General features: G+C 61.6%; 13 protein-coding genes, 1 tRNA gene and 4 rRNA genes. 7 read left to right on the forward strand and 11 right to left on the reverse strand.

The genetic code is table 11. The features are described 5' to 3' along the window. Nucleotides 1–43: 43 nt before the first annotated feature. Nucleotides 44–781, forward strand: a complete 738-nt coding sequence (locus FEJ81_RS16390) for a creatininase family protein (protein WP_138246300.1) — start codon at nucleotides 44–46, stop codon at nucleotides 779–781. A 48-nt stretch (nucleotides 782–829) separates the two neighbouring features. Here FEJ81_RS16390 and FEJ81_RS16395 read toward each other — a convergent pair whose 3' ends face one another. The 3 genes from FEJ81_RS16395 to FEJ81_RS16405 form a co-directional block, all read right to left on the reverse strand. Beyond that, on the reverse strand, nucleotides 830–1,324 hold the full coding sequence (locus FEJ81_RS16395; RefSeq protein ID WP_138246301.1) for a DUF5790 family protein: 495 nt from the start codon (nucleotides 1,322–1,324) through the stop codon (nucleotides 830–832). A 138-nt stretch (nucleotides 1,325–1,462) separates the two neighbouring features. Continuing rightward, nucleotides 1,463–2,953, reverse strand: coding sequence for an aldehyde dehydrogenase family protein (locus FEJ81_RS16400; protein WP_138246302.1), 1,491 nt, complete (start codon nucleotides 2,951–2,953; stop codon nucleotides 1,463–1,465). A gap of 134 nt (nucleotides 2,954–3,087) precedes the next feature. Beyond that, the gene (locus FEJ81_RS16405; protein WP_138246303.1) at nucleotides 3,088–3,450 is read right to left on the reverse strand and encodes a dihydroneopterin aldolase family protein; all 363 of its coding nucleotides are present in this window, start codon (nucleotides 3,448–3,450) and stop codon (nucleotides 3,088–3,090) included. 356 nt (nucleotides 3,451–3,806) lie between these two features. Between FEJ81_RS16405 and azf the strand changes: the two genes are divergently transcribed. Both azf and FEJ81_RS16415 read left to right on the forward strand, forming a co-directional pair. After that, nucleotides 3,807–4,550 carry an NAD-dependent glucose-6-phosphate dehydrogenase Azf gene (gene azf, locus FEJ81_RS16410; protein ID WP_138246304.1) on the forward strand — a complete coding sequence of 248 codons (744 nt, stop codon included), beginning with the start codon at nucleotides 3,807–3,809 and terminating at the stop codon, nucleotides 4,548–4,550. Between the two features lie 94 nt (nucleotides 4,551–4,644). Continuing rightward, the gene (locus FEJ81_RS16415) at nucleotides 4,645–5,616 is read left to right on the forward strand and encodes an aldo/keto reductase (protein WP_138246305.1); all 972 of its coding nucleotides are present in this window, start codon (nucleotides 4,645–4,647) and stop codon (nucleotides 5,614–5,616) included. 22 nt (nucleotides 5,617–5,638) lie between these two features. On the opposite strand, the gene FEJ81_RS16420 is transcribed toward FEJ81_RS16415, so the two are convergent. The 3 genes from FEJ81_RS16420 to FEJ81_RS16430 form a co-directional block, all read right to left on the reverse strand. Further along, on the reverse strand, nucleotides 5,639–6,253 hold the full coding sequence (locus FEJ81_RS16420) for a DUF309 domain-containing protein (protein WP_138246306.1): 615 nt from the start codon (nucleotides 6,251–6,253) through the stop codon (nucleotides 5,639–5,641). 438 nt (nucleotides 6,254–6,691) lie between these two features. After that, nucleotides 6,692–7,786 (reverse strand): aminopeptidase, encoded by a 1,095-nt coding sequence (locus tag FEJ81_RS16425; protein ID WP_138246307.1) that lies wholly within the window; start codon nucleotides 7,784–7,786, stop codon nucleotides 6,692–6,694. A gap of 53 nt (nucleotides 7,787–7,839) precedes the next feature. After that, nucleotides 7,840–8,565, reverse strand: coding sequence for a queuosine precursor transporter (locus FEJ81_RS16430; protein ID WP_138246308.1), 726 nt, complete (start codon nucleotides 8,563–8,565; stop codon nucleotides 7,840–7,842). Nucleotides 8,566–8,999: 434 nt separating this feature from the next. On the opposite strand from FEJ81_RS16430, the gene FEJ81_RS16435 reads away from it, so the two are divergent. From FEJ81_RS16435 to FEJ81_RS16445, 3 genes are all read left to right on the forward strand, one after another. Further along, complete coding sequence (locus FEJ81_RS16435) at nucleotides 9,000–9,194, forward strand: cold-shock protein (protein WP_006182670.1); 195 nt, start codon at nucleotides 9,000–9,002, stop codon at nucleotides 9,192–9,194. Between the two features lie 388 nt (nucleotides 9,195–9,582). Then, entirely contained in the window at nucleotides 9,583–9,858 is a 276-nt protein-coding gene (locus FEJ81_RS16440) for a PadR family transcriptional regulator (RefSeq protein WP_006429019.1), read from the forward strand. A gap of 646 nt (nucleotides 9,859–10,504) precedes the next feature. Next, nucleotides 10,505–11,851: an RNase J family beta-CASP ribonuclease gene (locus FEJ81_RS16445; protein WP_138246309.1), complete on the forward strand. Its 1,347-nt coding sequence runs from the start codon at nucleotides 10,505–10,507 to the stop codon at nucleotides 11,849–11,851. 121 nt (nucleotides 11,852–11,972) lie between these two features. On the opposite strand, the gene rrf (FEJ81_RS16450) is transcribed toward FEJ81_RS16445, so the two are convergent. From rrf (FEJ81_RS16450) to FEJ81_RS16470, 5 genes are all read right to left on the reverse strand, one after another. Next, nucleotides 11,973–12,094 (reverse strand): 5S ribosomal RNA (rrf, locus tag FEJ81_RS16450). Between the two features lie 73 nt (nucleotides 12,095–12,167). Then, a 5S ribosomal RNA gene (gene rrf, locus FEJ81_RS16455) occupies nucleotides 12,168–12,289 on the reverse strand. Between the two features lie 130 nt (nucleotides 12,290–12,419). Then, nucleotides 12,420–15,341, reverse strand: a 23S ribosomal RNA gene (locus FEJ81_RS16460). Between the two features lie 223 nt (nucleotides 15,342–15,564). Then, nucleotides 15,565–15,636: transfer RNA gene (locus FEJ81_RS16465), tRNA-Ala, on the reverse strand. A 155-nt stretch (nucleotides 15,637–15,791) separates the two neighbouring features. After that, nucleotides 15,792–17,265 (reverse strand): 16S ribosomal RNA (locus tag FEJ81_RS16470). Together the 16S, 23S and 5S rRNA genes with 1 tRNA gene alongside form the textbook arrangement of a ribosomal RNA operon. 684 nt (nucleotides 17,266–17,949) lie before the next feature. Here FEJ81_RS16470 and FEJ81_RS16475 point away from each other — a divergent pair. Further along, nucleotides 17,950–18,339, forward strand: coding sequence for a hypothetical protein (locus tag FEJ81_RS16475; protein WP_138246310.1), 390 nt, complete (start codon nucleotides 17,950–17,952; stop codon nucleotides 18,337–18,339). Nucleotide 18,340: the final 1 nt, after the last annotated feature.

The raw sequence follows: 18,340 nt of genomic DNA on the forward strand, positions 1-18,340 counted from the left end.
GGCCACCGCGGGTTTCATGTCCGCACGGGCGACACACTCCGCCATGGATCTCACAGCGGCGACGTGGACTGACATTCGGGACCTCGAGACGGACCTCGCGGTCGTCCCCGTCGGGAGCACGGAACAGCACGGCCCCCACGCTCCGCTCGGAACCGACGTGCTGACCGCGGAGGCGGTCGCCGACGCCGGGATCGAGCGGGTCGACCGCGAGGTCGTACGCGCGCCGGCGATTCCGGTCGGCGTGGCCGAGGAACACCGCCAGTTTCCCGGGACAATGTGGGTCTCGGAAGACACCTTCCGGGACTACGTCGGCGAGGCCGTCACGAGCCTCGCCCACCACGGGTTCGATCGCGTCGTCCTCGTCAACGGCCACGGCGGGAACGTCGACGCCCTCCGGGAGGTCGGCGGCCGACTCACGCGGGCGGGCGACGCCTACGTCGTCCCCTTCACGTGGTTCGAGGGGGTCGGCGAACACACCGCCGACATGGGCCACGGCGGGCCCCTCGAGACGGCGCTCCTGCGCCACATCGAGCCGGACTTGATCCGCGAGGAACGGATCTACGAGGCCCGAGCCGGCGCTGCCGACGGCTGGGGCGACTGGACGAGTTACGTTAATCTGGCCTACGACGCGGCGGAGTTTACGGAAAACGGTGTCGTCGGCGATCCGGCAGACGGCGGCCAAGAACGGGGCGAGGAACTGCTCGAGTTGGCGACGGATGCGCTGGCTCGGCTGCTCGAGGCGGTCGCCGAGCGCGACGTTTCGCGGCCCGAGCACCGATAGGTCGCGGGCCGGTTCGACTGCCGAACGTAGTGGGTCGGTCGGAGAGAATTACTCCTCGTCTTCGTCCGCATCTGCATCTGCATCGGCGTCGGCTTCCTCGTCGGCATCGGATTCATCGGCCGCCTCCTCGTCGTCCTCGTCGGCACCCGCGGGACCGGCGTTCTGGAGCGTGCCGCGGAGCGCCGGAATCGTCGACGTGAGTTCGCCGACCTGTTCACCCGCCTCGGCGATGTCTTCGATGGCGTCCTCGAGGTCTTCGATCTCCGCCTCGAGGTCGTCGGCGTCGTCGAAGGCGTCGGCGCGCTGGCCCATCGTGAACCACTTCTTGGCGTCGCGGAGGTCGTCCTCGGCGTCGCCGGCCTCGAGCGCCGAGTTGAGGCCGTTGAGGGCGCCCAGCACGTTGTCGGCGTCGGTCTCCCACACGTCGTCGGCATCGGGCAGTGCTTCCCACGCGTCCGCGAGCGAGGATTCGACGTCCTCGCGCATCTCGTTGGCCGCTTCCCCGAACAGTTCCTCGTCGTCGCCGAGCGTGGCTTGGCTCATGTCACCGTCTTTGCGGGCACCGAGGTTAAAAGGTAGCCCGAAAGTGAAAGTGAAATCCGTCGGAAGCGGATCGATATCGGGCGAACGACGGCGGGATTTCGAAAGGAAGGTCACCGACGGTGCTGCCGGCCGACGCCGTCAGAAGGGGTACTCCCGCCGGTCGTGCTGGACGGAGATCCACTTCTTCTCGGTGACCCGGTCGAGGATTTCGGTGGTATTGTAGCCGCCGGACCCCGAGGCCTTCGTGCCGCTGAAGGGGACGTGGGCCTCGTCGTTGATCGGTTGGTCGTCGACGTGGACCATGCCGGTGTCCAGCCGTTCCGCGATCTGCATCCCGGTCCCGACATCGCCCGCGTGTACCGACCCGGAGAGGCCGTACTCGGTATCGTCGTGGAGTTCGACCGCCTCGTCGATATCCGAGAAGGGAACGACCGGCGCGATCGGGCCGAAGTGCTCGTTACACGCGGCGGACATCTCGTTCGTCACGTCGGAGAGCACCGTCGGCGCGACGACCAGCGAGTCGTCGACGCCCTCGAGTTCGACCGTTTCGCCGCCGGTCTCGAGGGTCGCGCCGGCGTCGACGGTCTCCTCGACGTAGCCGAGCATCTCGTCGCGCTGGCCCTCGTCGATGATGGGGCCGACGACCGTGTCCTCGTCGTGGGCGCTCCCGGCCGGGAGCGACGCCGCGCGGTCCGCGAGTAAGTCGACGTACTCGTCGTAGACGTCCTCGTGGACGAGGTGGCGATTGATCGAGATACAGACCTGCCCCTGATGGACGAACGACCCGAACGTCCCGGAGTCGACCGCCGCCTCGAGGTCGGCGTCGGCGGTGACGATGTGGGCGTTGTTGCCGCCGAGTTCCATCGCCGCCACGGAGAGGTTCTCGCCGGCTTTCGCGGCGACGCCGCGGCCCACGGGGGTCGAACCGGTAAAGGCGACGACGTCGCTCTCCGGATGTTCGACGACCGCATCGCCGATGTCCGAACCGTGGCCGGGGACGACGTTGAGCAGGCCGTCGGGCAGGCCCGCCTCCTCGTACAGCTTCGCCATCAGGAGCCCGCCCGTGATCGGCGTGTTCGAGGCGGGTTTGACGACGACCGCGTTCCCGGTTGCGAGAGCCGGTGCGATCGCCCGCCCCGAGAGGTTGAGCGGGAAGTTCCACGGGGAGATGACCGTGACCACCCCCTGTGGCTCCCGGCGGACGAAGTTCTCCTTGCCGGGAACGTTGGAGTCGGCCTGCTCGCCTTTCATCCGACGGGGGAAGGTCGCGGCCTCGTTGGCCTGATCGGTCGTGATGCTGATCGAGGTCTCGCCCATAATTCGCGAACCCCCCGCCTCGTAGGCCAGCAGCTCGATGATCTCCTCTTTGTACTCCTGAATCGCTCGCGCGAACGCCTGTGCGATCCGCTCGCGCTCGGCCGGCGGCGCTTTCTCCCACTCTGCCTGTGCCTCCGCGGCGGCCTCGTAGGCGGCGTCGACGTCCGACTCGACGGCCGCTGGCACGCGTGCGACCTCCTCGCGCGTCGACGGATCCTCGACTGCGATCTCCCCGTCGCCGTCCGAGGGTGTCCACTCGCCGTCGATGTAGAGGCTGTTCCACTCGTCGTCGATCGAGAGTTCCGGTCCCATCGAGCGGGCTACGCGAGTCCGACTGAAAAGTCGATAGCGAGCACTCCCAAGGGCTTGCCGTCGTCCCCGTTTTCGAGCGTGCGCGGGCTCGAGACCGGGCCTCGAGCGACCGAGGGGGTACTCGTCCCGGACCCTCAGTCATCCCGAACCGACTCGAGTCGCATCAGCGGATAGCCGTCCTCCATTTCCATGCGGGTGACGACATCACAGCCCTCGTAGTCGACGACGATTTCGACCTCGAGGAACCGACCCGTGAGTTCGGTGTAGTCGGCGGTCGAGTCGGCGAGTTCGGCCTCGAGTTCCTCGAGACGGACGTCGACGGTCACCGCGGTGCAGTGGGGTTGGTTCTCGATCGATTCCTCCATCGCCGTCGCGAGGCTGGCGGCGCTGTCGGGCGAGATCGGCGTGCCGGCGAACTGGTGGTAGAGCGTGCCGAACTTGATGCCGGCCTCGAAACAGGCGGCTTCGGCGTCGGTGGGTGTCGTGTCCGGAGACATGTGCGAGTGCTCGCGGGCGGGCGGGAAGGAGATTGTGATGTGGCAGATAGGATGCTTCGTCACTCGCGCCAGCGGAGTCGAGTGTCCTGCTCACGCTGGCGGCACGGAATTGCCACGGCCTCCCCAACCGATTCGCTCGCTTCCAGTAGTCGCTCGCTCATCCCTCGCGCATAGTCGTCTCGCGGTTCGCCGATAACGGCGAACCGCGATCCAGCGCGCGTCACCGCGGCGTGGATCCTCACTTAGGAACGAGACGGAGCAGAAGGAGACGTCTCTCCGGGGGATGCGTGCCACCACCGACCGCACCGACGCGGAACCGCATGGTACTTATCGACGCTTTCCCTCACACCGAACGAATGGCACAGTCAGTCCTGCTCACGGGGGCTGCGGGGCGGGTCGGAGAGGCCATCCTCGGCGGCCTCGCGGATGACCACGAGTGGCGGTTGCTGGATCGCGATCCGCCGACGGACGACCACCCGGGCGAGTTCGTCGTCGCGGACATCACCGACGACGAGGCCGTCCGCGACGCGATGGAGGGGATCGACGTCGTGATCCACCTCGCGGGCGATCCGCGTCCGGAAGCGCCGTGGGACAGCGTGCTGACTAACAACATCGACGGCGCGCAGACGGTCTTCGAGGCCGCCGTCGATGCGGGCGTCGAGAAGGTCGCCTTCGCCTCGTCGAACCACGCCGTCGGGAACTACGAGACCGACGAGCGCACGCCCGCGATGTACCGCGAGCACGACGAGTACCTGCTCGACGGCACCGAACTCCCCCGGCCGAGCAACCTCTACGGCGTCTCGAAGGCCGCCGGCGAGTCGCTCGGGCGCTACTACCACGACGAACACGACCTCTCGGTCGTCTGCGTTCGCATCGGGAACCTCACCGAGGGCCACCCGCCGATCGACTACGAGCGGGGGCAGGCGATGTGGCTCTCCTACCGGGACTGTGCACACCTCTTCGATCGCTGTATTCGGGCCGACTACGGCTACGAGATCGTCTACGGCATCTCCGACAACGACCGAAAGTACTACTCGCTCGAGCGGGCCCGCGACGTGTTGGACTACGAGCCACGGGACAACTCCGCGGATCACGACTGACGGCACCGGGACCATTGCGGATCGCGTTTAACGAAGCCGGCAACCGACTCGGACGAGCCACGACGTTTTGTCGCCGGCCGTCGCAACTGGCCCCATGGAGTACACCACGCTCGGGTCGACGGGCATGAAAGTCAGCCGGATTTGTCTGGGCTGTATGAGCTTCGGGACCGGCCGGGAGTGGATGCTCGAGCCCGAGGAAAGCGAGGAACTCATCGAGCGCGCGATCGACCTCGGAATCAACTTCTTCGATACGGCTAACGTCTACTCGACGGGCGAGTCCGAGGAGATTCTCGGCGACGCTCTCGCGGGCTATGACCGCGACTCGCAGGTCGTCGCGACGAAGGTCTTCGGCGAGATGGACCCCGACAACCCGAACGCGAGCGGACTCTCCCGTAAAGCGATCGAACAGGAACTCGAGGCGAGTCTCGATCGGCTGGGCATGGACACGATCGACCTCTACCAGACTCATCGCTGGGACTACAACACGCCGATCGAGGAGACGTTGCGCGCCCTCGACGACGCGGTCCGCCGCGGGCAGGTGCGGTACATCGGCACCTCCTCGATGTGGGCCCACCAGTTGGCCGAGGCCGTACACACCAGCGACGCGCTCTCCCTCGAGCGGTTCGCGACGATGCAGAACCACTACAACGTCCTCTACCGCGAGGAGGAACGCGAGATGTTACCCCTGTGCGAGAACGAAGACATCGGCGTCATCCCGTGGTCGCCGCTGGCCCGCGGCGTCGCGACCCGCCCCCACGAGGAGATCGAGTCGACGACGCGGGGGCAAACCGACCAGTACCTCGAGCAGATGTCGTATCTCCAGGGCGGCGGCGAAGCGATCAACGAGCGGATACAGGAACTCGCCGACGAGAAGGGCGTCTCGATGGGCCAGATTTCCCTCGCGTGGCTGCTCCACAAGGACTGGGTCGACGCCCCCATCGTCGGCACGACAAGCGTCGAACATCTCGAGGACGCTGTCGAGGCGCTCGAGATCGACCTCTCCGACTCGGAGATGGAGTACATAGAGGAGCCCTACGAGCCGCTGCCGGTAGCGGGCCACGAGTGAGCGCGGCCCTCGCGGAACGCGATTAGAACAGTCCCTTTACGTCTTCCTCGCGGGCCCGGCGTCTGCCGACGTGGTCGGAGAGTCGCTGGAAGATGATCCCGCGGTGCTCGTCCTCGCGGACGAAATCGAACAACAGCGTGATGAACTTGCTGTCGTCCGCGCCGGCCTCGAGGTCCCGCTGGGCGTACGTGCGAGCCCGATCGACCGGCTGCTCGTCGTACCCGAACTCCTCGGCGAGGACGACCGCCGCGATCGCCGTCGGTTCGAACTCGAGATCCGCCAGCGTCGGGACGGTCCCCTCGTGTTCGAGGCGGACCGGCCCCCGGCGCTCGACGAGTTCGGGATCGGCCGCGAGCCGGGCGAGAAACGACCGCACGGGCTCGAGTCGGAGGTCGCGGTAGTCGGCGGGCAGCGCCGCGAGATACTCGCCGGCACTCTCGGCGAGTCCGACGGCCCCCTCCCAGTTGCGCTCGCGGGCGTGGAACACCGCACCGCTGTACTGGATGAGTCCGTGGAGCAGGCGCTCGTCGTCGCTGCCGGACTCGAGGTCGAGCCAGCGGTCCTCCCAAGCGTCGTGGGCGGCGTGATAGTGGCCGTCGTTGAAGATGGCGACGCCCGCCCGAAGCCGATCGCGCATAGCCGTGGTTAGGGCTCGAGACTCGAGAACGTGACGAAAACGGTGACCGCCGGATATCACGTCGGCAGCGCGACCGGAACACTCCGGGAGCGAGCGACTCCGATCGACGAGAGCCGACGGCACACTACCGCCTCCGGCAGGGCGGGCAGACAACTGCGACTGCGTCGATTCCGGGACGCTGTCCCAACCGGTTATTGACCGCCACCGGTCCGGCGGTATTCGATATGAGGGATGGCGTACATATTAGTATGCGACGGCTTCTCCCTTCCGAGGGCGCTTTCGACGGGCCGTAAGCGCCACTTACCGGCGCTCGATCGAGCGGGACTGTTGTCTCCGTGACATCGATCCGTCGTGTTGTGCACCATCCCGGATCGACGATTCGCCGGTCTGGGGCGAGTTCACTGCGCGAGTTCTTCGGAGCGGCCGATCCCGTACGACTCAGATCTCGTCGTCCTCGAATCGGAATGTTCCGTCGCGCTGGACGACCTCACCGTCGATCTCGAGTCTGGAGTCATCGCCGACGTCGGTGATCAGATCGACGTGGACGTCCGACTCGTTGCCCGACTCTCCGTCGGGCAGGCAGGCGTCGTAGGTCCGGCCGAGCGCCAGATGGACGGTATCGCCCATCTTCTCGTCGAAGAGGATGTTGTCCGTGTAGCGGTCGATACCGCGGTTCATGCCGATCCCGAGTTCGCCAAGTCGACGCGCGCCCGTATCCGTCTCGAGGATCTCACCGATCACGTCCGCGCCCTGATCCGCGCCGTAGTCGACGACCTCGCCGTCCTCGAACTCGAGGCGGACGTTCCGGACGGACTCGCCCCGAAGTGTCATCGGTACGTCGAATGTCACCTCGCCCTCGGTCGCGTCGGGCGCGGTGAAGACTTCGCCGCTCGGCAGGTTGTGCGAGTCGTAGGCGACCGACGCGGCGCTGTTGACTGCCGTCCGGTCCTCGATCTGCATCGTGAGGTCGGTGTCCCTCGAGACGAGTCGCACTTCGGAGCCGGCATCGAGTAGCTCTTTCAACTGCGCCATCTCCTCGGCCAACGACTCCCAGTCCCGCAGGATGGCGTCGTAGGCGAAGTCTTGGTACTCCTCGTAGGCCATGTTGGCCTGCTGTGCGAGCGACCGCGTCGGGTGGATCGTCGACACCCAGCGGGTCCCCAGCCGAGTTTCGCGGATCTCGCTTCGAGCGCTATTGTAGGCCCGCCGCCGGTCGCCGGGCACGTCGGCCGTCGCGCTCGTGTTCCGCCCGCCGCCGAGCGAGAGGTAGACGTCGGCGTTCTCGACCAGCGCGAGTTCGTGGGCCGGGTTCTCGTCGAAGTCGCCGTCGTGGGCCCTGAGATAGGCCCGCGTGATCTCGCCCGAGCCGTAGGTCGCGAGCAGGTTCGCGCCCCGTTCGCCGAGTTTCTCGGCGACGGCGACCGCCAGCTCGTGAGCGTCCGGCCCCACCGAGAGCACGACGTCGTCGCCCGCCTCGACGCGAGCGCTCCAGTCGACCAGCACGTCGGCGTGTTCACGTACGCATTCGTCCATACCCGACCCCTCTCGAGCGGGCTACTAAACGCTCTCCGTTCGGAGCGCAGAAATCAGGCGGCGTGGGTGTCGTCTGCGGCGAGCCCCTCGCGCGAGCGCACGAACGAGACGATCGCGTAGACGACCGGTGTGTCCAAGAGGGCGATCGCGAGTTTCAGCACGTACTGGCCAACCATCAGTGAGAGAATAATATGCGTCGGGAGCACGGCACCGACGCCGAGGACGGCGGGCGCGATGGCGAACGCGACCGAGACGAAGATGACGGTGTCGATCGCCTGACTACTCGCCGTCGACGCGATATTCCGGAGCCAGAGCTTCTCGGAACCGGTGTACGATCGAATGCGGTGGAAGACGAGCACGTCCCAGTTCTGGCTGACGATGTACGCCAATAGGCTCCCGAGGACGACGTTCGTCGATGCGCCGAGGGCCGTCTCGAACGCCGCGGGATCGACGCTGTTCGGTGCGGCCGGCGCGGCGATCGTCGACCAGACCAACGCGAGGACGACGAAGTTTAGAACGAACCCGACGTTGACGACGATCTGGGCCGCACGCCGGCCGTACAGCTCCGTATAGCAGTCACTCGCGAGGAACGTCAGTGCGTACGCGAGCGCCGCGCCCGGTAAGGCGAGTTCCGCGCCCGTAATCGGAAGCGCGAACGGCAGTTCAAAGGCGAGTACCTTCGACGCGGTCAACTGTGCGGTCACGAGCGCCGTCACGAAGACGCCGATCAGCGCGACCTGCGCGATCGTCGGCACATTGGCGCTCTGTGTCTGACTCATACAGCCGCGTATCAATCGGATCCACGTAAACGGTACTATTCAGCGATTACCGAGCGATGTCTGTGTTCCGGCTCGAGTATGCTCGATCGAAAAGCCTGTCAGAGGCAACCATACCCTACGAAAAGCGATCGCGATCGCTTCTGGACGAACAGTCGATTAGATCCACACTGCGAGAACAGGATACGGACCCGCTCACGTCGACTCTCGAGGAGAGCGACCGGCCCACAAACGGCGCCGAAACGACTGCAGCCCCGTCTCGAGCGGTCTACAGACCGATCTATCGGGACTACCTCTCGGAGAAAATGCAAGACCGGTTTCGCGGTTTCTCCGCCATTCGACCGTCTATCGTTGGGTTCGAAACGAAATTGTGTTTGTTTCGACAAACGATGCGTAACACAACTGTTATACGTATCCCGGGCCTCGATTGAATTGCAATGGCGAAAGGAAACGTTGATTTCTTCAACGACACAGGCGGCTACGGTTTCATTGAGACGGACGACGCAGACGATGACGTTTTCTTCCACATGGAAGACGTTGGCGGTCCGGACCTCGAAGAAGGCACAGAGATCGAATTCGATATCGAACAGGCCCCCAAGGGCCCCCGCGCCACCAACGTCACCCGCCTGTAACACGGCTTTTCACGTTCGGTAACGGGTTTCACACTTCGAATATCATTCTTCAGCACACTACACGACACCCAGCGGAAGCTATCTCGCATCGATCGCACGGAATCGAGATCGGGTTCCCGTAGTGACGACACCGACTGTCGAATCCCGTACTCGAGTACAGATCCGACAGGAAAGCGTATCTATGCCATCAGTCATACGTCACTTTCGTCGCCGGCGGTGTGGGATGGGAGAAAAGCGGGACGAACCGCCGAATGTAGGCCGTGGTTACCAGACGAAACGACAGACAGTACCACGAATGACTCAGTTAGCTTCGCTGAACGTACTGGAAACAGTTGATACGAAATCGATAACAAATAGTCGGCTTCCCATCCGTCCACCTGAGTACAAAATGGACGATCTGACAGGGTTTCAACGCGACCTTCTGTACGTGATCGCAGGAGCCGATCAACCGTCGGGCCAGGACGTAAAAGACGAAGTCGAGACATATTACAATAGTGAGATCAATCATGGGCGATTGTATCCCAATCTCGACACGCTCGTCAACAAGGACCTCGTCGAGAAAGGGCAGCTCGACCGGCGAACCAATTACTACGAGATCAGCGACCGCGGCCAGCAGACCATCGAAGAGCGCCGCGAGTGGGAACAACAGTACATCGAGGACTAGCGAACCGGACTGTCCTGCGATATCCACTCTCACTATCGCGTAGCATCAGTTCTAGGGACGGATACAAGAATGCTGGCCCCACGAGACTCGCTGTAATCGACCGCACGCTACCGATTCCGCCGATGGAACGGGCCAGCAGTAGCGGCTGTGCTGTACCCCGGAAAGCAGTCTCGCCTCTGCCGAATCTCTGGCGTGACGACGAACTCTCTCGGACGCCCCCCTCCCCATCCCGGCCAATCTGTAGCCTCGGCCCCACTCGTCGAAACGAACCGTTCGAGTCACGACCACTCGAGCGAGTAGCCCCTCCGTCGTGGTCTCTTCCCGGCGGTTTCGGGTCTCGACACACAGCAATCCCGGTTCGATGGCACCGAAGATGAGACCCCGCATCTCAATTATGTGCTGGCACTCCCGTTCTGTTCGTGACTGTCACTCGAGTCGGACGGTCCCTCTCCAAAACCCAGAACTACTTACGTCGGGAGAGTCGTTGTTCTACTAACCGAAATAGGCGCTGTCCTTGGCGCAGTCGGGACGGAACGTTCGACGCCAGGGACGTGACCGAGAACTCGCTCACGTGCAGGACGTTTCTGCTCCCGTGGCCATTCCGGCCAGGAGACTGTCCGAAGGACAGCTATGATCGGACCTACAAATGGAAATAGAAATTGCGACAATTGGCGGTTACGAGGAAGTCGGCCGACAGATGACGGCTGTCCGCGCCGGTGACGACATCGTGATCTTCGACATGGGTCTGAACCTGTCGAAGGTACTCATTCACGACAATATCCGAACCGAAGGGATGCACAGTCTCGATCTGATCGACATGGGTGCCATCCCCGACGACCGGATCATGAGCGACCTCGAGGGAGACGTCAAAGCGATCGTCCCCACCCACGGCCACCTCGACCACATCGGTGCGATCAGCAAACTCGCACACCGATACGACGCACCCATCGTCGCGACGCCGTTCACGCTCGAGCTGGTCAAAGGCGAACTCGAGGAGGAAGGGAAGTTCAACACCGACAACGACCTCGTCGAAATGGAGGCCGGCGAAACCATGTCGATCGGCGACAGCGGCGTCGTCGATCTCGAATTCGTCAACGTCACCCACTCGATCGTCCAGGCGATCAACCCGGTCCTCCACACGCCCGAAGGCGCAGTCGTCTACGGACTGGACAAGCGGATGGACCACACGCCCGTCATCGGCGATCCGATCGATATGGAACGATTCCGCGAGATCGGTCGCGAGGGCGAGGGTGTCCTCTGTTACATCGAGGACTGTACCAACGCGAACAAGAAGGGCCGCACACCTTCCGAGAACGTCGCCCGGGAACATCTCCGCGACGTCCTCTACAGCATGGAAGACTACGACGGCGGCATCGTCGCGACCACCTTCTCGAGCCACATCGCCCGCGTGAAATCGCTAATCGAATTCGCTCGAGACATCGATCGGACGCCGATCCTCCTCGGTCGCTCGATGGAGACCTACTCCGGAACCGCGAAACAGATCGGGATCGACTTCCCGTCCGATGTCGAGATGGTCGGCTACCGCCAGTCCATCGAGCAGACGTTCGAGCGCATTATGAACGAAGGGAAGGAGAACTTCCTCCCCGTCGTCACCGGCCATCAGGGCGAACCGCGCGCGACGCTCACTCGAATGGGCCGCGGCGAGACTCCATACGAACTGGAAGACGGTGACAAGGTCGTCTTCTCCGCCCGCGTCATTCCGGAGCCGACCAACGAAGGCCAGCGCTACCAAGCCGAAAAGCTCCTCCGCATGCAAGGCGCGCGTATCTACGACGATATCCACGTCTCCGGTCACCTCTGTCAGGAAGGTCACTACGAGATGCTCGATGCGCTGCAACCTGAGCACATCGTTCCTGCCCACCAGAACATGAGCGGGTTCTCGGGCTACGTCGATCTGGCCTCCAACCAGGGCTACAAACTCGGGCGCGACCTCCACGTCACCTCGAACGGGAACATCATCGAGCTCGTCTAAGTCAAGCAACTGCGGCGCTTTCGCTTTTCCACTCTCTTTCAGACTCGAGTAATGGTAGCACTGTACAGCAACAAATGCGAAAAACCCGCACAGTTGCTACTGTGCGGGTTGAAAGTATGAATGAAAGCGGCGAATCGGATTTCCCAGAGGGTCGCCCACTCCAGTACTGACCGAAACGTAGGCGAGCTTATCTTCCGTGTTCGGGATGGGTACGGGAGGAACCTCGCCACTGTGGCCGCTGTAATGCCGACCGGCGGAATCGAACCGCCGTCAGACCACTATCGGGGTCGAGTTCGACCGAATTGGTCGATATGAATGGTGGCGGCGAAACGGGGTTCCCAGAGGGTCGCCCACTCCAGTACTAACCGTAACGCAGGCGAGCTTATCTTCCGTGTTCGGGATGGGTACGGGAGGCACCTCGCCGCTATGGCCGCCGTAATGCCGACCGACGGACTCGAACCGTCGCCAAACCGTAATCGGTGGCGTGTCTACGACCGTAGTATACGTGTAGTCCAGTTTGCGTCCGGACCCGTTCGCGCGTCACGGATCCAATGCGATGTAGTGTATGAGTGTGTGGCTTGGCCGGTTAGTGCTCGCGGACTCAACACCTCGTTGCCTTGGTGCGTACATCCCGAGTCTATCGATCTCGTCTTCTACGAGTGGCCTCGGTGGTATCTCTTTTTCAGGTGGGTTTCGAGCTTAGATGCGTTCAGCTCTTACCCCGTGGTGCGTCGCTGCCCGGCACGTGCTCTTTCGAACAGCCGGTACACGAGTGGCACCCATTCGTAGTTCCTCTCGTACTATACGAACGTTCCCGTCAGATACCGTAACACCCCCAATAGATAGCAGCCGACCTGTCTCACGACGGTCTAAACCCAGCTCACGACCTCCTTTAATAGGCGAACAACCTCACCCTTGCCCGCTTCTGCACGGGCAGGATGGAGGGAACCGACATCGAGGTAGCAAGCCACCCGGTCGATATGTGCTCTTGCGGGTGACGACTCTGTTATCCCTAAGGTAGCTTTTTTGTCAGCAATGGGCCGCATCAAGCAGCCTCATTGGTTCGCTAGACCACGCTTTCGCGTCAGCGTCCGTCGTTGTGCCGGACACTGTCAGACTTCCTTTTGCTCTTGCGCTCTTCCCCGAGTCTCCGACTCGGGTGAGGAAATCTTGGGGCGCGCCCGATATCTTTTCAGGCGCGTACCGCCCCAGTCAAACTGCCCGGCTACCAGTGTCCTCCGCCAGGAGTGAGAGTCGCAGTCACCATCGGGTAGTATTTCAATGCTGCCTCGGTGGCCCGCTAGCGCGGGTACCTGTGTAGCGGCTCCTACCTATGCTGCACAATGGCGACCACGTCTCAGTGACAGCCTGCAGTAAAGCTCTATAGGGTCTTCGCTTCCCCTTGGGGGTCTCCAGACTCCGCACTGGAACGTACAGTTCACCGGGCCCAACGTTGGGACAGTGGCGCTCTCGTTGATCCATTCATGCAAGCCGCTACTGAAGCGGCAAGGTACTACGCTACCTTAAGAGGGTCATAGTTACCCCCGCCGTTAACAGGTCCTTCGTCCCCTTGTACGGGGTGTTCAGATACCTGCACTGGGCAGGATTCAGTGACCGTACGAGTCCTTGCGGATTTGCGGTCACCTATGTTGTTACTAGACAGTCGGAGCGCCCGAGTCACTGCGACCTGCCTCTTCGCGAGGCAGGCATCCCTTATTGCGAACGTACGGGACTAACTTGCCGAATTCCCTAACGTCGGTTGCTCCCGACAGACCTTGGCTTTCGCCGCCACGAGTACCTGTGTCGGATCTCGGTACGGACAGTGTGCTCGCCTTTTCACGGGCTCTAGGTTGGCCTCTCTTACGCTATCCAGTCATTCGTTCGCTTCGTGCCATTACGGCTTCCACGAAGTTCGACTGTTCGACCGGGCGAAAACCCGGCAGAGGCGGCCCCAAAGCGTTGGCTTTGAGTGCACACTGGCATAGGAATATTAACCTATTTCCCTGTTGTCAGCTTCGACTTACGGGCTGACTTAGGACCGGCTAACCCTCAGCTGATCAGCATTGCTGAGGAACCCTTACTCGTTCGGCCGTCGGGGTTCTAACCCGACTAACGCTGCTACTATGACCAGGATTTTCGTTACTGAACGGTCCACACGATCTCTCGACCGTGCTTCCACCCGAACAGAACGCCAACCTACGAGATCACCAGTCTGAGTGGTGCTGCTAGGTCTCGGTGGTAGACTTGAGCCCCGATCATTTTGGGCGCCTCAAACCTCGGCCGGTAAGCTGTTACGCTTTTCTTAGAGGGTAGCTGCTTCTAAGCTCACCTCCCGGCTGTCTAGGGCTTGAGACCACCTTCGATCGCACTTAGTCTACACTTGGGGACCTTAACCCAGCTCTGGGTTGTCTCCCTCACGGTACACAGGCTTACCCCGTGCACCGGACTCCCTGCGTCAAACGACGTTCGTAGGTTCGGAGTTGGACAGGGGGGCGCACTCCTCTCGGAGTGCGGTCCCCCAATCCGTCGCTCTACCCCACGAACTATCTCGGCAGAGGTCATGCTTCGACATGTTTCGGTTGGAACCAGCTGTTTCCGGACTCGATGGGCCTTTCACCCCTACACAAAGATCACGAGAGGGTATTGTAGGACACCAACTCTAACAGGCCTCCACGTGCCTTTCGGCACGCTTCACCTTGTCCTTGCGTAGATCGTCCGGTTTCGGGTCGTGCCCGTTTGACTCCCCGCGCTTGAACACGGCGGCCCTCGTGCAAAGCACTGCGGCCATGTCGGTTTCCCTTCGCCTTCCTCGATAATCGAGTTAGACTCGTCAAACAGGCACACTCCCTGGTTCGTTTTTCAAAACGTACGACAGAACACCGGCTTCCCAAACTTCTTACTACAGGTTCGCACCTGATTCATTGTGTCCGGGACCTTGTATGCCCTGTCGCTCCATCGCCAACTGATTTCACGCCCTATTGCACCTCCCTTCGTGGGGTGCTTTTCAGCGTTCGCTCACGCTACTTGTTCGCTATCGGTCTTGAGGAGTGTTTAGTCTTCGCGGTCGATGCCCGCGATATTCACGAGGGATATCCAACCCCCGATACTCTGGAACTGACGCACAGCATACTCGTCGGCAGTACGGGACTGTCACCCTGTTTCGTGCTCTATTCCAAGAGACTTCGTGTCGAGTTTCTGCTGATGAGAGTCAGTCCGAACACCACATTGCCCGTAAGGGCTTCGGTTTGGACTGTGTCGCGTTTATTCGCCATTACTAACGACATCGCGTTTGCTTTCTTTTCCTGTCGATACTAAGATGTTTCAATTCTCGACGTTCCCCATTGCGCGAAGCAATTGCGGTGGGGATTCCCATTCGGAGATCCCAAGTTCTTCGCCTCCGTGCGGCTCCCTTGGGCTTATCGCAGCTTGGCACGTCCTTCATCAGCTCTCAAGCCGAGCGATCCACCAGCTGGCACAGTAGCCACGTTCATCGGATCGGCGTTGCGACAAAGTCGCAACATCGTGACCCGGGAACGGGTCCAGTGGACGCCTGGACTACACGTACACACGGTCTCATCTGCACGCTCGTAGACAGCGAGCCTGCATTAACCCTTCCCACTCGCACTTGCGCGGAGTGGTGCATCAGTTTTCGTCGGATTAGATCGAAGTCGTCTGCCCCACTTAAGGGGCACGATTCGATCCGCACCGAGCCATGGACCCACAGGGATTCGAACCCTGGGCATCCTCCTTGCAAAGGAGGCACTCTACCACTGAGCTATGGGCCCACGTCCATCCCGAGGGATGGACAAGCGCGTATCATGTTAGCCTCGGTAGTTCAAAGGTGCCCGATCGGCCAACCGATGGTCGATCGAACGTGCACCGCGTGGCGCAACGCGCCACGAGTTAGGGTGGGCCGGGGCGACGCCCCGGTCCCGGTCTGTGGAGGTGATCCAGCCGCAGATTCCCCTACGGCTACCTTGTTACGACTTAAGCCCCCTTGCGGAGCCCAGATTCGACCGACGTTGCGTCGGCCTCATCCGGACCCCACTCGGGTGCTTTGACGGGCGGTGTGTGCAAGGAGCAGGGACGTATTCACCGCGCCCTTCTGAGGCGCGATTACTACCGAATCCAGCTTCATGAGGACGAGTTTCAGTCCTCAATCCGAACTACGACCGAGTTTCGGAGATTAGCGTCCCCTTTCGGGGTTGCATCCCACTGTCTCGGCCATTGTAGCCCGCGTGTCGCCCAGCACATTCGGGGCATACTGACCTACCGTTGCCCGTTCCTTCCTCCAGTTTGGCACTGGCAGTCCTCCTAATGTACCCAACCACCGCAAGGGTGTTGCTGGCAATTAGGAGTGCGGGTCTCGCTCGTTGCCTGACTTAACAGGACGCCTCACGGTACGAGCTGACGGCGGCCATGCACCTCCTCTCAACGGCTCCAGTAAGGTCATCAACCTGACCTTCACTGCACGTTGTCGATGCTGGTGAGATGTCCGGCGTTGAGTCCAATTAAACCGCAGGCTCCTCCGGTTGTAGTGCTCCCCCGCCAATTCCTTTAAGTTTCATCCTTGCGGACGTACTTCCCAGGCGGTCTGCTTCACGGCTTCCCTACGGCACAGCACAGGCTCGTAGCCTGTGCCACACCTAGCAGACATCGTTTACAGCTCGGACTACCCGGGTATCTAATCCGGTTCGTGACCCGAGCTTTCGTCCCTCACCGTCGGATCCGTCTTTCCAGAGCGCTTTCGCCACCGGTGGTCCGTCCAGGATTACGGGATTTCACTCCTACCCCGGACGTACCCTCTGGATCTTCCGGTCCCAAGCCATACAGTTTCCGTCGGACGCCTGCGCGTTAAGCGCGCAGATTTCCCGACGAACTTGCGTGGCCAGCTACGGACGCTTTAGGCCCAATAATAGCGGTCATCACTTGTGCTGCCGGTATTACCGCGGCGGCTGGCACCGGTCTTGCCCAGCACTTATTCTACGACCACCTTACGGTCGTGAAAAGCGAGGACTATATGCCCTCGCACTTGGAGTCCCCTTATCGCACTCGCGTGCAGTGTAAAGGTTTCGCGCCTGCTGCGCCCCGTAGGGCCCGGTATCTTGTCTCAGATACCGTCTCCGGGCTCTTGCTCTCACAACCCGTACCGATTATGGGCACGGTGGGCCGTTACCCCACCGTCTACCTAATCGGCCGCAGCCACATCCTATGGCGCCTGAACGTTTCGCGTTCGTGCCACTCCAGGCGATGAACACTATTCCGGATTAGCCTCAGTTTCCCGAGGTTATCCGGATCCATAGGGTAGTTTGGCCACGTGTTACTGAGCTATCTGCTACGAGTCTAAACTCGTGCAACTAGCATGGCTAAATCGGACTCCAATAGCAATGACCTCCGGCAGGATCAACCGGAATGCTATATGATCTCCCCAGTTGGGGAGGGTCTATTGGCGGTGAATGTTAATACACACTCACACATAATGGTCCACGTTCGATGACTCCGACTCGACGACCGAGCGGGCGTCACCGAACTACCAAGGCTAACATCAGATCCCATCTGTACGGCGGACCGCAGGGGTGGAATCCTCATCTCGTGCGGATGTATTTCTAAGTCGTCAGGGGTACATAACCCCTTCGGACTCGAGCCATCCGCGGAGGTAGCGTGCATCGGGCACGCCGCCTCCTTCTTCGTATTAATTCACAATCGCTGGTTACTACTTAAGGCCTACGAACCGAGACTTCACAGAGAGGGAGTACCACACATGATTATAGGACAGTATCTCAATTATACTCACTAACATGATAGAATTTTATAGTACGCGCCACTCAGATATCTGGCCTGAATTCTGATGAATTCGAACCTCGCTGACGGCATGCTTCGCTTGTCGGCGTCTGGTTCGAACTGGGAAGAACGATTCCGTACCGCTCGGGTCGGCTCGCAGTACTCCATGGGCCCTGACAGGACTAGACTCTGTAACTGCTGCTACGTTCGTGGTTTCGTGAATCATCGTTATAGGTCTGGAAGGTAGTCGCGGCGCTGTTCGGCCTTCTCGCGGGCGTTTCTCCGATATATAATGGCGTGCGACGCGCGTGGTCCGCGTGAACCGGTCGAAACGGGCGAACCACTTCGGGACCGCCGTCGAGAAACGGATGGCCGAAAAGCGACGGTTCGACCTCGAGCGGGCGAGCTGGCACGACGCCCGGTTCGAGAACGGAACGCCCGTCGAAATCAAGAGTACAATGCACGAACACGCCGACGGCCAGCCCGGCAACTGGAAGATCTACCGCGAGTACCACGAGAAGCTCCGGCGACACAACGGCTGGTACTGTTTCATCGTCTACCGACCACACGGCCGATCGGGCTGTACAATGCTCCGCGATAAGATGGTTCGCTCGAGCGACCTCCCGCTGCTCCGCTGGCACGGTGGCGGTGATCACCGCGGAACCGAACAGGCGAAGATCTCGATCGATTCGATATTCAGGGCGTGAT

The sequence above is a fragment of the Natrinema versiforme genome, assembly GCF_005576615.1.
Taxonomy (GTDB): domain Archaea; phylum Halobacteriota; class Halobacteria; order Halobacteriales; family Natrialbaceae; genus Natrinema; species Natrinema versiforme_A.

Coding starts and splice junctions, on each gene's coding strand:
- FEJ81_RS16425 (WP_138246307.1), bottom strand. CDS start 7,786: ATGGACGAATGCGTACGTGAACACGCCGACGTGCTGGTCGACTGGAGC.
- FEJ81_RS16445 (WP_138246309.1), top strand. CDS start 10,505: ATGGAAATAGAAATTGCGACAATTGGCGGTTACGAGGAAGTCGGCCGA.
- FEJ81_RS16420 (WP_138246306.1), bottom strand. CDS start 6,253: ATGCGCGATCGGCTTCGGGCGGGCGTCGCCATCTTCAACGACGGCCAC.
- FEJ81_RS16415 (WP_138246305.1), top strand. CDS start 4,645: ATGGAGTACACCACGCTCGGGTCGACGGGCATGAAAGTCAGCCGGATT.
- azf (WP_138246304.1), top strand. CDS start 3,807: ATGGCACAGTCAGTCCTGCTCACGGGGGCTGCGGGGCGGGTCGGAGAG.
- FEJ81_RS16430 (WP_138246308.1), bottom strand. CDS start 8,565: ATGAGTCAGACACAGAGCGCCAATGTGCCGACGATCGCGCAGGTCGCG.
- FEJ81_RS16440 (WP_006429019.1), top strand. CDS start 9,583: ATGGACGATCTGACAGGGTTTCAACGCGACCTTCTGTACGTGATCGCA.
- FEJ81_RS16400 (WP_138246302.1), bottom strand. CDS start 2,953: ATGGGACCGGAACTCTCGATCGACGACGAGTGGAACAGCCTCTACATC.
- FEJ81_RS16390 (WP_138246300.1), top strand. CDS start 44: ATGGATCTCACAGCGGCGACGTGGACTGACATTCGGGACCTCGAGACG.
- FEJ81_RS16395 (WP_138246301.1), bottom strand. CDS start 1,324: ATGAGCCAAGCCACGCTCGGCGACGACGAGGAACTGTTCGGGGAAGCG.
- FEJ81_RS16405 (WP_138246303.1), bottom strand. CDS start 3,450: ATGTCTCCGGACACGACACCCACCGACGCCGAAGCCGCCTGTTTCGAG.
- FEJ81_RS16435 (WP_006182670.1), top strand. CDS start 9,000: ATGGCGAAAGGAAACGTTGATTTCTTCAACGACACAGGCGGCTACGGT.